The 12,329-nt window shown below is 66.6% G+C and carries 12 protein-coding genes and 2 tRNA genes; 1 reads left to right on the top strand and 13 read right to left on the bottom strand.

The genetic code is table 11. The annotated features are described in order from the left end of the window. Window positions 1-143 precede the first annotated feature (143 nt). Both WHH00_RS07855 and WHH00_RS07850 read right to left on the bottom strand, forming a co-directional pair. Window positions 144-1,349, bottom strand: a complete 1,206-nt coding sequence (locus tag WHH00_RS07855) for a class I SAM-dependent methyltransferase (protein WP_406637862.1) — start codon at window positions 1,347-1,349, stop codon at window positions 144-146. A gap of 83 nt (window positions 1,350-1,432) precedes the next feature. Next, window positions 1,433-2,515 (bottom strand): FAD-dependent oxidoreductase, encoded by a 1,083-nt coding sequence (locus WHH00_RS07850; RefSeq protein WP_406637860.1) that lies wholly within the window; start codon window positions 2,513-2,515, stop codon window positions 1,433-1,435. A 66-nt stretch (window positions 2,516-2,581) separates the two neighbouring features. Between WHH00_RS07850 and WHH00_RS07845 the strand changes: the two genes are divergently transcribed. Continuing rightward, window positions 2,582-3,901: a class I SAM-dependent methyltransferase gene (locus WHH00_RS07845; RefSeq protein WP_406637858.1), complete on the top strand. Its 1,320-nt coding sequence runs from the start codon at window positions 2,582-2,584 to the stop codon at window positions 3,899-3,901. 96 nt (window positions 3,902-3,997) lie between these two features. Here the strand turns inward: WHH00_RS07845 and WHH00_RS07840 are convergent. From WHH00_RS07840 to rplU, 11 genes are all read right to left on the bottom strand, one after another. After that, window positions 3,998-4,070, bottom strand: a tRNA-Ala gene (locus WHH00_RS07840). A 173-nt stretch (window positions 4,071-4,243) separates the two neighbouring features. Beyond that, a tRNA-Ala gene (locus WHH00_RS07835) sits at window positions 4,244-4,316 on the bottom strand. Window positions 4,317-4,429: 113 nt separating this feature from the next. Continuing rightward, window positions 4,430-4,831, bottom strand: coding sequence for a ribosome silencing factor (rsfS, locus tag WHH00_RS07830; RefSeq protein WP_231455944.1), 402 nt, complete (start codon window positions 4,829-4,831; stop codon window positions 4,430-4,432). Window positions 4,832-4,890: 59 nt separating this feature from the next. Next, the gene (locus WHH00_RS07825; RefSeq protein ID WP_406637855.1) at window positions 4,891-6,255 is read right to left on the bottom strand and encodes a hypothetical protein; all 1,365 of its coding nucleotides are present in this window, start codon (window positions 6,253-6,255) and stop codon (window positions 4,891-4,893) included. A 7-nt stretch (window positions 6,256-6,262) separates the two neighbouring features. Further along, window positions 6,263-6,916, bottom strand: coding sequence for a nicotinate-nucleotide adenylyltransferase (gene nadD / locus WHH00_RS07820; RefSeq protein WP_286132754.1), 654 nt, complete (start codon window positions 6,914-6,916; stop codon window positions 6,263-6,265). A gap of 13 nt (window positions 6,917-6,929) precedes the next feature. Continuing rightward, the gene (locus WHH00_RS07815) at window positions 6,930-7,160 is read right to left on the bottom strand and encodes a hypothetical protein (protein WP_406637853.1); all 231 of its coding nucleotides are present in this window, start codon (window positions 7,158-7,160) and stop codon (window positions 6,930-6,932) included. Between the two features lie 77 nt (window positions 7,161-7,237). Further along, the gene (locus tag WHH00_RS07810; protein ID WP_406637850.1) at window positions 7,238-8,611 is read right to left on the bottom strand and encodes a glutamate-5-semialdehyde dehydrogenase; all 1,374 of its coding nucleotides are present in this window, start codon (window positions 8,609-8,611) and stop codon (window positions 7,238-7,240) included. Window positions 8,612-8,637: 26 nt separating this feature from the next. After that, complete coding sequence (gene proB / locus WHH00_RS07805) at window positions 8,638-9,789, bottom strand: glutamate 5-kinase (RefSeq protein ID WP_406637848.1); 1,152 nt, start codon at window positions 9,787-9,789, stop codon at window positions 8,638-8,640. Then, window positions 9,779-11,368 (bottom strand): GTPase ObgE, encoded by a 1,590-nt coding sequence (gene obgE / locus WHH00_RS07800; protein WP_406637846.1) that lies wholly within the window; start codon window positions 11,366-11,368, stop codon window positions 9,779-9,781. The genes proB and obgE overlap by 11 nt, the downstream gene beginning before the upstream one ends. Window positions 11,369-11,484: 116 nt before the next feature. After that, on the bottom strand, window positions 11,485-11,748 hold the full coding sequence (gene rpmA, locus WHH00_RS07795) for a 50S ribosomal protein L27 (protein ID WP_009372867.1): 264 nt from the start codon (window positions 11,746-11,748) through the stop codon (window positions 11,485-11,487). Window positions 11,749-11,809: 61 nt separating this feature from the next. Next, window positions 11,810-12,118: a 50S ribosomal protein L21 gene (gene rplU / locus WHH00_RS07790; RefSeq protein WP_066276623.1), complete on the bottom strand. Its 309-nt coding sequence runs from the start codon at window positions 12,116-12,118 to the stop codon at window positions 11,810-11,812. Between the last annotated feature and the right edge of the window lie 211 nt (window positions 12,119-12,329).

Below are 12,329 nucleotides of genomic sequence, written 5' to 3'. Positions count from 1 at the left end.
GTCACAGCGTCCCCTAAACGTCTTCGGCCACGTACATATGGTGATGCTTGAATCGTACGTTACGCGTGGTCAGAGACCCATAGGACGGTACGACGGCGCGGCGCGGCGGCAGTGCAGCGGGCAGGCCGCGGGCGGGCCAGGGCCTACGCCCCTGCCGGGCCCGTGCTGCGGCGCGTGCTCAAGGTCACCGTGAACTTGGGGTTCCGGCCCTTCACCACGGTTGGCCCCACGTGCCGCTCCAGGGCCGGCAGGTAGGGCAGGTGGCGGTTGTAGACCGTCCACAGTTCCCCGTTGGGTGCGAGCACCCTGCCCGCGGCTTCAATCATTTTCAGTCCTGCTCCTGCATGGACGCCGGCCCCCACGTGGAAGGGCGGGTTGAGCAGCACCAGGTCCACGCTGCCGTCCGGCATTGTGCTCAGGGCGTCGTCCTGCAGGACGGTGATGCGCCCGGCCAGGCCGTTGGCCTGCGCCGTGGCCTGGGCGGAGGCCACGGCGGCGGCGGACTGGTCCGTGGCGGTCACCTGCGAACCGGGGTGCTGCCGCGCGTACATGGCCGCCAGGATTCCGGTGCCGCAGCCGAGGTCCACGGCGTGCCGCGCAGCTTTTATGTTGGGCAAGAACGTCAGTAGGAACCTGGTGCCGATGTCCAGTTTGGTGCCGGCGAAAACGGCACCGTGGGCGGCGACCCTGAGGTCCAGTTCGGTGAGGTGTTCGACGACGGGAAAGCGTTCCGGCTCCCCCGATCCTTGCGGCCCGTCCGCCAGGATGACCCGCGACTTCTGCTTGGCGAGCTGGGGCCGGACCGAGCGGAAGTGCCGTTCCAGCACAGCGTTCATGCTGAGCGACATGTGCTTGACCCGCCCGCCCGCGAGCAGCGTGGCGTCCGGGGCGGCATAGCGGGCCACAGCGGCAGCGATTTCGTCCAGTTCCGCCAGGGTCTTGGGCAGCTGCAGGAGCACTGCACCGGCGCCTGCCAGGAGCTCTGGGCCGAGCGGCACCTGCGTGAAGCCGGGCTCTTTCCCGGCGCCGCCGTCGGGCATTCCTGCTGTGGTGTCCGGCAGGAGGCCGGCGCTGCGGAGTGCGGCCGCGTTGAGCCGCAGGGCGCGTTCTCCGGTGACCAGGTCCTGGTGCACGCGCACCGCGCCCGGGCCGAGGGTGGCCAGGGCGCCGAGGGTCAGGGCGCCGTACCGGTCCCCGATAACGGCGATGGTGCTTCCGCCCGGCACGAGTTCCGCAGCTGTCTCCAGGAGGAGCCGGTCCGTGGCGTCCCACGCCTGGAGGTTGGGCGCTTCCACATCCGGCCTGCGCCGGAGTGCGCTGAAGACGTCCTCAAGAGTGTGTGGTGCCAATTGTTCCTGCCGCTTCCATTGTGGGCTTACTGTGTGCTTCTGCTTCCGGGCGTGGACCGGGGACGGGGCAATGGCCCCAGCCGTCAGCCCCAACTTACTGGTGTTGCCGCCGGACTGATCCCGGGGAGTTTCAGGATGGCCGCCACGGCGGCGCGTCCCGCCCGGTTGGCCCCGATAGTGGACGACGACGGTCCGTAACCTACCAGGTGGACGCGGGGTTCCGAGGCTACCTGGGTTCCTTCCATCACGATCCCGCCGCCGGATCCCCTCAGGTGCAGCGGCGCGAGATGCTCCAGCTCCGCACGGAAACCGGTGGCCCACAGGATCGCGTCTGCCGGCTGGAAACCTCCGTCAGCGAGCCTGACGCCGCCAGGCTCTATGGAGGAGAACATCGGCTGCCGGTCCAGGACGCCCCTGGCCGCTGCCGCTTTGAGTGCCGGCGTCCAGATCAGGCCGGTCACCGACACCACGCTCTGCGGGGGCAGGCCCCTGCGGACCCGTTCCTCCACCAGGGCCACCGCGTCGTGTCCTGCCTGGGCGTCGAACTCCTCGTTCCGCCACACAGGTTCCCGGCGGGTGAACCAGCTGGTGGTGGTGACGCGCGAGATCTCGTCAAGGAGGCCCACGGCCGAGATGCCGCCGCCCACCACTATCACGTGCTGCCCGATGAACTCGTCTGCGGAAACGTAGTCCGCCACGTGGAGCTGGCGTCCGCGGAAGGTGGACTGCCCGGGGTAGATGGGCCAGAACGGGCGGGTCCAGGTGCCGGTGGCGTTGATGACTGCCCTGGCTGTCCAGTCGCCGCCTGATGTGGAGATCCCCAGCAAGCCGGCGGGGTCTGCGTCCACCCGGCTGACCGACCGGACCTTCACGGGCCGCCGGACGGACAGCCCCAGCTCCTCTTCGTAGCCGCGGAAGTAGCGCGCCAGGAATACCGAGCTGGGTTCCCGCGGATCAACCGCAGGCTTGGCTATTCCGGGAAGATCACTGATGCCGTTGACCGTTTCCATCCGCAGGCTCTTCCACCGGTGCCGCCACGCACCTCCGGGACCGTCCTCGGCGTCGAGGATTATGTGGTCCACGCCGCGGCGTTGAAGGTGGTACGCGGCCGAAAGCCCCGCCTGGCCTGCGCCAATGACCACGACGTCGGCTCGGGCGGAATTCACTCCCCCATGATAGTCGCGGGGCCTGTCCCGGCCTTAGTCTTGGCCCATGGAGACGGGAGGACCACCATGACCACAAGCAAAGGACACGCAGCGCGCCTGGCCCAGGCCCTGTCAGTTGTGCTGGGTACCGAAGAGATACCGTTGCGCCTGCGGGCCTGGGACGGATCAGAGGCAGGGCCGGAGGGTGCACCTGTGCTGGAGTTCCATTCCCGCCGCGCCCTCCGCCGGATCCTGTGGTCCCCGGGCCAGCTTGGCTTGAGCCGGGCCTACGTGGCGGGAGATATCGACTCCCCCGGGGACATCTTCGCTGCCTTCACTGCCTTGAGTTCAGCGGGTAAGTTCGCGGAGCCCGGCCCATTCCGGCGGCCCACGGCCGGGGAAATGTGGACACTGCTGCGCGCGGCCGTCCGGCTGGGTGCGATAGGCCCCCAGCCGGCGCCGCCGCCCGAGGAGGCAAAGGTGGGGAAAGGCAGGCTCCATTCGCGCCCGCGCGACTCAGCAGCCATCTCCCACCACTACGATGTGGGCAACGATTTCTACGCCCTGGTGCTGGGGCAGTCCATGGTCTACTCATGCGCGGTCTGGCCGGACGGCACCAGCGGCGCGGAATCCGCGCAAACCGGCAACCGGCTCGCCGCCGGCCTCGACGAAGCCCAGCAGGAGAAACTCGACCTGGTATGCCGGAAGCTGGGACTGCGGCCGGGAATGCGGGTGCTGGACGTCGGCTGCGGCTGGGGAAGCTTCGCGCTCCATGCGGCCGGAAAATACGGCGCAACAGTTGTGGGCATCACCCTTTCCACCGAGCAGGCGAACCTTGCCCGCAAGCGGGCCGCCGAGGCCGGCCTCACGGAACGGGTGGACATCCGGGTCCAGGATTACCGCGATGTCGGGGACGGTCCTTTCGATGCCATCAGCTCAATCGGGATGTCCGAACATGTGGGCAGGGAGCAGACGCCGGCCTACACGGCCGCGCTGTTCGGCCTGCTCCGGCCTGGCGGACGGCTTTTGAACCATGCGATTTCATGGAACGCCGGGCCTACCAAGCCTGATCCCGATTCCTTCCTCCCCCGGTACGTGTTTCCGGACGGGGAGATGATCAGCCTTGGCGAGATGGTGACCGCCCTGGAAGGCACGGGATTCGAGGTCCTCGATGTGGAGGCCCTGCGGCGGCACTATGCGCTGACCCTGCGTGCCTGGGTCAGCAGGCTGGAGGCCAACTGGGACCACGCCGTGAAGCTGACAAGCATGGGCCGGGCACGGGTCTGGCGGCTGTACATGGCTTCGAGCGCCCTTGGCTTTGAAAACGGCCTGACGGGCGTCAACCAGGTCCTGGTCCAGCGGCCCGGCGGTAATGAACCCCCGCTGCGGCGGACAGCCTGGGTCTGATAAGCGGACGGATTAACGCGGAAGAGACGGTCCCGATTGGGGACCGTCCCTTCCGATGCTCCTGCGCCTTCCGGCTTGTTGCAGGATGTGTGCCGGTGGAGCTGAGGGGACTCGAACCCCTGACCCCCTGCATGCCATGCAGGTGCGCTACCAGCTGCGCCACAGCCCCGGACGTGCCGCTCCCGGAGTAATTCCGCGAAGCAACCTGATCAGCTTAATGCACTTTCGCCCCGCACGCCAATCGTGGTGGAGTGCCGTTTGGCCAGGGTGGCGTTCGGGTCCTCAGCGGCGGCCCAACCAAAAAAATCCGCCGGAATCATGTGATTCCGGCGGATCATTCGGTGGAGCTGAGGGGACTCGAACCCCTGACCCCCTGCATGCCATGCAGGTGCGCTACCAGCTGCGCCACAGCCCCGAACTATTGCTGCCCTTGCGAGCTTTTTCGGCTTTCCCCGAAGCAACTCAAATATCTTAGAACAGCAATTCCGAAAATTCCAAATCGGGCATATTCCGCCCGATTCCGCCGATTTATTCGGTCTCGGACCCTGCCGCGGCTTTGGCGGATGCGTCGTCCCCGAGCTGGAGATCCACCACAGGGCAGTCCTTCCAGAGGCGTTCCAGGGCGTAGAACACCCGGTCTTCCTCGTGCTGGACATGGATGACGATGTCCGAGTAGTCGAGCAGCACCCAGCGGCCACCGGAACGGCCCTCACGGCGGACGGGCCTGAGGTCCTGCTTGGCGAGCTCTTCCTCAATCCCGTCAACAATGGCGTTGACCTGGCGTTCGCTGGGTGCCGAGGCAATGAGGAAAACGTCGGCCAGGGCGAGCCGCTCGCTGACGTCCAGGGCAACAATATCCTGGGCAATCTTGTCCGCGGCTGCCTTGGCGGCAGCGCGGGCTATGGTGATGGACGATTCTGATGCAGTCACGTGACTCCTTGTTGGGTTAAAGATGCGGGGGCCGGACCTTGCCGGCGGGCTGTTGGTGATCAGCGGGACATGCCATTGATGATCAAGATGATGCCTGAGACCAGGGCCACGATGCCGAATGCCAGGATCAGGAACTGCAGGACCCTGGTCCTGTTCGCCCGGGCAAGTCCCGCCGTGGCCGCGTCCAGGGGATCCAGGCCATGTGCGGACGAGGCCGGGATCCGGGGCAGGTCTTCGAAGAGGTCGTCTCCGTGGTGCTCTTCAGCCACCGCCTGCTGCGGGCGCGCAGCGGCCCGGGCAGCAGCTTCGGCCCTCGCGATCACCTGCGAGCGGCCAGGGCCGGCATCCGCAGGGGCGGTGCGCTGGGATCCTTGGGAGCGCCGCTTCTTGGTGCCGGCCGGCGTCACCTTTGTTCCCGGACGTGTGGTGACCGGGACATGGGAGGTGGCGGGCGGTTTCATGACCGGCCGGTCGATGCCGGGCACCTGCACAAACTCCAGCGGCGTGACCATGGCCAGGTTGCTGGCAGTGGAGGGTGCCGGACGCTGGCCGGGACCCGCCGGCTTCACGGCCTTGTCCTTCTTGCCTGCGTCCCCTGCAGGTTTTGCGGGGTCCCGCGGAGCTCCTTGGACGGCATTCTTTGGCGGGGCTGCGGGAGCCGCCGGGGCCCCGGCCTGCTCGGCAAGCTTCTGCTTGGCCATGGCGCGGCGGTTCATGACAGCCGCGCGTTCCGCCAGGGCGATCTGCTCCGCCAGGATTTCCGGGTCAACCGCCTCAGGGTCCAAGGAGGCGATGTGCTCCATTTTGGCGATCTGGTTCTTGGCCTGCTCCGCAAGCAGGGCCCGGGCCGCCAGCGCCTGTTCCACGGTCATGCCCTGCGGGGCCGGGGAGCCGGGTGTCACGCCAGGATTGGATTTCCCGCCCTCAACGGACTGCTCCCCCGCACCTGCGTTTTTAACGCCGGCAGACGGACCGCTGCCCTGGCTGATACCGCTTTGGCTCTTGTCCTGTTTGCTTCCGACGTCCTTTTGGATGCCAACGTTCCGGGAACCCTCCGTTGGGCCCTGCGGAGCGCGGGCAGGCGGCACGATGGGGTTGGCCGCCGTCAGCGCCTGTTCCTTGAGCTGCTGGAGGCGGAGCTGGCGCCGGGTGGGAGGACCACCGGCGGCGAGCTGGCCTTCTTTTTCCTCCAGCTCCTTGATGGCACGCAGGGTTGCACGGTCCCGCGCCCGGATCTGGGATGACCTCTGGGCAGGTGCGTGCCCAGCTGCAGTTTCGGCGGCATCGGGTCCCGAGGGGGCAGCAGCACCCTTCTCTGGGGCAGGCGGGAGCTGCTCCGTGCCCTTTGAAGCAGCTTGCTGCTGGGCGTCCCTGGCCTTCCGGAGTTCCCGGCGGCTGCGAATGGGGGGCTGTTCCTGACTCATTGAGAACTCATTCAGTACTGGCTGGTTCACGTGCTAGGGACGGTGGGGCATCGGCTTCCGCGGCTTCTTCGTACAGGCCGTACTTGGCGATGTACTGGACCACGCCGTCGGGCACCAGGTACCAGACCGGATGGTTCGCAGCCACGCGCGCGCGGCAGTCCGTCGAGGAGATGGCCATAGCCGGCACCTCAAGGAGGCTGACGTCGTCGCGTCCCATGCCGTCCAGGACATGCCCAGGCCTGGTGACCCCGACGAAATGGGCCAGTGACCACAGTTCGTCGATGTCCTTCCAGGAGAGGATCTGCGCCAGCGCGTCCGCGCCGGTGATGAAGAAGAGGTCGGCGTCGGGCCGCTGGGCCCGGAGGTCGCGGAGGGTGTCGATGGTGTAGGTGGGACCTGGCCGGTCGACGTCCACCCTGCTGACCGTAAAGCGCGGGTTCGATGCCGTGGCAATCACGGTCATGAGGTAGCGGTGCTCGGGTTCGCTGACGTGCTTGTGCGATTTTTGCCAGGGCTGGCCGGTGGGGACGAAAACCACCTCGTCCAAATCGAATTCCGCCGCCACCTCGCTGGCAGCCACCAGGTGGCCGTGGTGGATGGGATCGAATGTCCCGCCCATCACGCCCAGCCGCAGCCTGCCGCTGGCACCCGAGCGGTGCAAAACGCGGGAAATGTTAGTGGCCCTGCCCGTGATCGTGCTTGTTCGGGTGCTGGCGGTGGGGATCCGCGTGCTCCTCCGTGGCTGTGTGGCGGTTGCCCAGGTTGGAGTAGGACAGCGTGATGAACATCATGACCAGCAGGATGGCGAAGATCACCACACCGAAGACCCACGGCTCAGCCCACAGCGGCGCGAGTTCGTGTTCTTCGCCTTCGGCGATGGACGTGGCAATCTGCTGGTACAGCATGTTCTCCCCTTGGGCTCAAACGATTGTGGCAGCGGAAAGATCCGCCGTTTCTGGCTTCTGGTCTATGTTACCGTGCGCTACCCGCGGACCTGGCCCTCGCCCTGCACGATCCATTTCGTGGTGGTGAGTTCGGTCAGCCCCATGGGCCCGCGCGCGTGGAGTTTCTGCGTGGAAATGCCCACCTCGGCACCAAGCCCGAGCTCGCCGCCGTCGGTAAACCGGGTGGAGGCGTTGACAATGACAGCCGCGGAATCCACTTCGGCGATGAAACGCTCGGCGTTGGAAAGGTCGTTGGTGAGGATCGCCTCGGTGTGGCCGGTGGACCAGGTGCGGATGTGCTGGACGGCTTCGTCGAGGCTGTCCACCGTGGCAACGGCAAGGTCGAGGTCCATGTACTCGGTTCCCCAGTCCTCGTCCGTAGCCGGTTCCGACTCGATGGAGTCAGGCAGGGCGGCGCGGGTGCGCGCATCAGTGTGCAGCCGGACGCCGGCCTTGCGCAGGGCGGCCGCCACGGCCGGGAGCACGCTTGAGCCGGAGTGGACCAGGAGGGTCTCCACCGTGTTGCAGACGCTGGGCCGCTGCGTCTTGGCGTTCAGGAGGATCTCCACCGCCATGTCCTCGCTGGCGGACTCGTCGATGAAGATGTGCACGTTCCCTTCACCGGTTTCGATGACGGGAACGGCCGAGTTGGTGACTACGGTCTGGATCAGCTCGCGGCCGCCGCGGGGAATCAGCACGTCCACCCTGCCGCGCGCCTTCATCAGGACGTTGGCGCCGGCGCGGCCGTACTGGTCCACCGTTTGGACGGCGTCAGCGGGCAGGCCCACGGATTCGAGAGCTTCGCGCAGAACCCGCACCAGCACCTCGTTGGTTGCCTGGGCGGCGCTGCCGCCGCGCAGGATCACGGCGTTGCCGCTCTTGAGGGCCAGCCCGGCGATGTCCACAGTGACATTGGGCCGGGCCTCGTAGATGGCCGCCACCACACCCATGGGAACGTTGACCTGGCGGAGACGCAGGCCGTTGGGGAGCGTCTGTCCGCGCACAACGTTGCCTACGGGATCGGGCAGGTTGGCCAGGTTTTCCAGCGCCGCCACGAGGCCCGCGATGCGGGTTTCCGTGAGGGTAAGGCGATCCAGCATGGCAGCGGATGTGCCGTTGGCCCTTCCTGCTGCCACGTCCATGGCGTTGGCGGTGAGGATGGACTCCGTGTTTTCCTGCAGGGCGGTGCCTACTGCGCGGAGGGCACGGTCCTTCCAGGCACGGTTGGCCATGGCCATCCGCCGCGCCGCGTGGCGGGAACGGTCGGCGATGGCGTGCACTGCTGCCTCAACATCGCCGGAAGACAGGGGGACGTCAGCCGGGACCGGTGCTGTCGATGAACCAAGGGGCTGCGTGGCAGCAGCAGTGTCTTCGGAATATGCAGCAGTCGTGTGGGTCAGGGCCTCAGTCATGTTCCAAGTTTAGGCGAGCCGGGAGCTCAGACCAGCACCAGGTCGTCAACATGAACAACTTCACGGTCATAGCCGGTTCCCAATGCTTCGCCCAGGTCCCTGGTGGACCGGCCCAGCATCTGGGGCAGTTCCGCGGACGAGTAGTTGACCAGTCCCCGTGCGACCACCGTTCCGTCCGCACCTGCTATTTCCACGGCGTCGCCCGCTTCAAAATCGCCCTGGACGGCGGAGATACCGGCCGGCAGGAGTGACGTGCGGTGGTGGCGGACAGCCTTCACGGCGCCGTCGTCCAGCACGAGCCGGCCCTGCACGGAAGCGACGTGCGCCAGCCACAGGAGGCGGACAGGCTTCCGGGCACCGTTGACCGTGAACCAGGTGCCCACGTCCTCGCCGTTAAGGGCAGCGGCGGCGTTGGGGGTGGACGTGACCAGGGCATGGATGCCGGACCCGGCCGCCATGGACGCTGCCTCCACTTTGGTGAGCATCCCGCCGGTGCCGACGCCGGCCTTGCCGGTCTTGCCGATGGAGACCCCGTCGAGGTCGTGTGGCCCCTCCACAAGAGGGATCCGCTTCGCGCCAAGCGACGGCGGGCCGTCGTAAAGGGAGTCGACGTCGGACAGCAGGACCAGCGCATCGGCGCGGACCAGGTGGGCCACCAGGGCAGCGAGCCGGTCGTTGTCGCCGAAGCGGATTTCGTGGGTGGCCACGGTGTCGTTTTCGTTGACGACGGGAACCACGCCAAGGCTGAGCAGCCGGTTGAGGGCACGGAACGCGTTGGTGTGCTGGCTGCGGCGCATCAGGTCTTCAGCGGTGAGCAGCACCTGGCTGACCGTTACGCCGTGGGCCCCGAAGGCCTGCGTGTACCGGGCCATCAGCAGGCCCTGCCCCACGCTGGCTGCCGCCTGCTGGGTGGCCAGGTCGCGTGGGCGCTTGGCCAGGCCCAGCGGTGCGAGGCCCGCAGCGATGGCGCCGGAGGACACGAGGATAATCTCGGCCCCGCTGTTGCGCTTGGCGGCCAGCGCGTCGGCAAGGGCGGTCAGCGCCTCTTCGGAAATCCCGCCCTTGATGCTGGTGAGGGAGGACGAGCCCACCTTCACCACGATCCGGTGGGCGTTCGCCAGCACGCTCCTGTCCACGGACCCGGCCAGCGGCTCCGCGGATGCAGCCTTAGAAGTCATCGTCTGCGCCCAGTCCACTCTCCTTGAGAGGCTTGGCAATCCTGCGGCTGCTCACGGATTCGGTCCAGATGCCTGCCTTGCGCTCCGCTTCCAGTTCGGCGCGGGCAGCGGCCTTGGCGTCCTTGCGTTCCTGCTGCTCCTCGCGTTTCTGTCCACGGGTGGGGCGGTCGCCGATGTCCGCAAAACGGACGTCGGTGCCGCGCGGCGAGGCCAGCAGCTCGGCGCCCGCCATCATGGTGGGCTCCCAGTCGAAGACGACGCCGTCATCCTCGCCGATAACAACGGTGTCGCCGGGCTTGGCGCCCTGCTTGAACAGTTCCGTTTCCACCCCGAGCTTGGCCAGGCGGTCGGCCAGGTAGCCGATGGCTTCCTCGTTGGTGAAGTCGGTCTGCTTGACCCAGCGCACCGGCTTTTCGCCGAGCACGCGGAACAGCGGCTCAAGGCCCTTTTCCTCGCGGCGGATCCGGAAGCCGGTTTCGTTGACAGCACGGGGCTTGATGACAACCGGCTGGACCTTGGGCGGTGCGGCGGCCACTGCGTCCCGGGCCGCCTGGACAATTTCGGCCATCGCGAAGCCCAGCTGGCGCAGGCCCTCGTGGCTGGTTGCGGAGATTTCGAACACCCGGTAGCCGCGGGACTCGAGTTCCGGGCGGACGAATTCGGCCATGTCCTTGCCGTCGGGCAGGTCCACCTTGTTCAGGGCAACCAGGCGGGGACGGTGGTTCAGCGGAACCACCTCGCCGTCCTGGCCGGCGTAGCTCATGTCCACGGCGTACTTTTCCAGCTCGGCCTCGATGACGGCCAGGTCCGAAAGCGGATCGCGGTCGGCCTCGAGGGTGCCGCAGTCCAGGACGTGAACCAGGGCCGCGCAGCGCTCCACGTGGCGCAGGAAGTGGTGGCCCAGGCCCTTGCCTTCGCTGGCGCCTTCAATCAGCCCGGGCACATCGGCGATGGTGAAGCGGACGTCGCCGGCCTGGACCACGCCGAGGTTGGGAACCAGCGTGGTGAACGGGTAGTCGGCGATCTTGGGCCGGGCTGCGGACATGGCAGCGATGAGGCTCGATTTTCCGGCGGACGGGAAGCCGACCAGGGCGATGTCTGCGATGGACTTCAGTTCCAGGACGATGTCGCTGGATTCGCCTTCGATGCCGAGCAGGGCAAAACCGGGCGCGCGGCGCTTCTGTGAGGAAAGCGCGGCGTTGCCCAGGCCGCCAATGCCGCCGGCCGCGGCCACGTATTCGGTGCCTTCGCCGACGAGGTCCGCCAGGACAGTGCCGTCCTTGGACTTGACCACGGTGCCGTCCGGGACGGGGAGGATGAGGGTCTCGCCGTTCTTGCCGCCGCGCCAGTCGCCCATGCCGGGGCCGCCGTTGGTGGCATGGCGGTGGGGTGCGTGGTGGTAGTCCAGGAGCGTGGTGGTCTGGTGGTCCACGCGAAGGATCACGTCGCCGCCGTTGCCGCCGTTGCCGCCGTCGGGCCCTCCCAGCGGCTTGAATTTCTCGCGGTGGACGGAGACGCACCCGTGGCCGCCGGTACCGCCGGATACGTGCAGTACTACCCGGTCTACAAAGCTGGCCACGTGGATCTCCTCAGTGCTGTTTCCTGGACGCCCAAAAGCGCCAAGACGATTGTAATGCGGTTAAAAGAACAGTGGAGCGGACCATATGGCCCGCTCCACCGCTTCAGAACTGGTTGTTACTCTGCAGCTGCAGCAGCAACGATGTTGACGACGCGACGACCGCGGCGGGTACCGAATTCAACGGCGCCCGGGGTCAGTGCGAACAGGGTGTCGTCGCCGCCACGGCCAACGCCGGCGCCCGGGTGGAAGTGGGTGCCACGCTGGCGGACGATGATCTCGCCGGCGGAAACTACCTGGCCGCCGAAGCGCTTGACGCCGAGGTACTGTGCGTTGGAGTCACGACCGTTGCGAGTGGAGCTCGCGCCCTTTTTATGTGCCATCTGAAATGCCTGCCTCTAAATTCTGGGGAATCTGCTGAAAAACCTGAACAGTAACGGAAGGTTACTTGATACCAGTGATCTTGACCTTGGTCAGTTCCTGGCGGTGACCCTGGCGCTTCTTGTAACCGGTCTTGTTCTTGAACTTCTGGATCACAATCTTAGGACCACGGAGGTCCTGGAGGATCTCAGCCGTAACAGTTACCTTGGCCAGGTCAGCAGCGGCAGAGGTGACCTTGTCACCGTCAACCAGGAGCAGTGCGGGCAGCTGAATGGTGCTGCCAGCTCCACCGGCGACGCGGTTCAGGGTAACGAAGTCTCCAACGGAAACCTTCTCTTGGCGGCCGCCTGCGCGGACAATCGCGTACACCACTTGGGAACTCACTTCTCTCGACGTTTATTACAAATTTGCGTGCGGAACCCGGTTCCGTAATTGGGTGGGCTCTCGCTGTGCCTCAACGCCGTGGGGTCATAACCCAAGTGTTGGCGTAAGCACCGAAGATCTAGAATACGCTAGTTTTGGCTTCGGCCGCAAATGAGGCTGGTTCCGGCGCGTTGTCTGTGATAGGAACCACAGCCCAGTC

This window comes from Pseudarthrobacter quantipunctorum, from assembly GCF_045291495.1.
GTDB classification, from domain to species: Bacteria; Actinomycetota; Actinomycetes; order Actinomycetales; family Micrococcaceae; genus Arthrobacter; species Arthrobacter quantipunctorum.
The sequence above is the reverse complement of the archived record's forward strand: the minus strand, read 5'-3'. Positions and strand labels throughout refer to the sequence as shown.

What these genes read in the sequence shown, in the direction of transcription:
- WHH00_RS07845 (WP_406637858.1), top strand. Translation starts at nt 2,582, where the DNA reads ATGACCACAAGCAAAGGACACGCAGCGCGCCTGGCCCAGGCCCTGTCA.
- WHH00_RS07825 (WP_406637855.1), bottom strand. Translation starts at nt 6,255, where the DNA reads ATGAGTCAGGAACAGCCCCCCATTCGCAGCCGCCGGGAACTCCGGAAG.
- WHH00_RS07815 (WP_406637853.1), bottom strand. Translation starts at nt 7,160, where the DNA reads ATGCTGTACCAGCAGATTGCCACGTCCATCGCCGAAGGCGAAGAACAC.
- WHH00_RS07810 (WP_406637850.1), bottom strand. Translation starts at nt 8,611, where the DNA reads ATGACTGAGGCCCTGACCCACACGACTGCTGCATATTCCGAAGACACT.
- proB (WP_406637848.1), bottom strand. Translation starts at nt 9,789, where the DNA reads ATGACTTCTAAGGCTGCATCCGCGGAGCCGCTGGCCGGGTCCGTGGAC.
- rpmA (WP_009372867.1), bottom strand. Translation starts at nt 11,748, where the DNA reads ATGGCACATAAAAAGGGCGCGAGCTCCACTCGCAACGGTCGTGACTCC.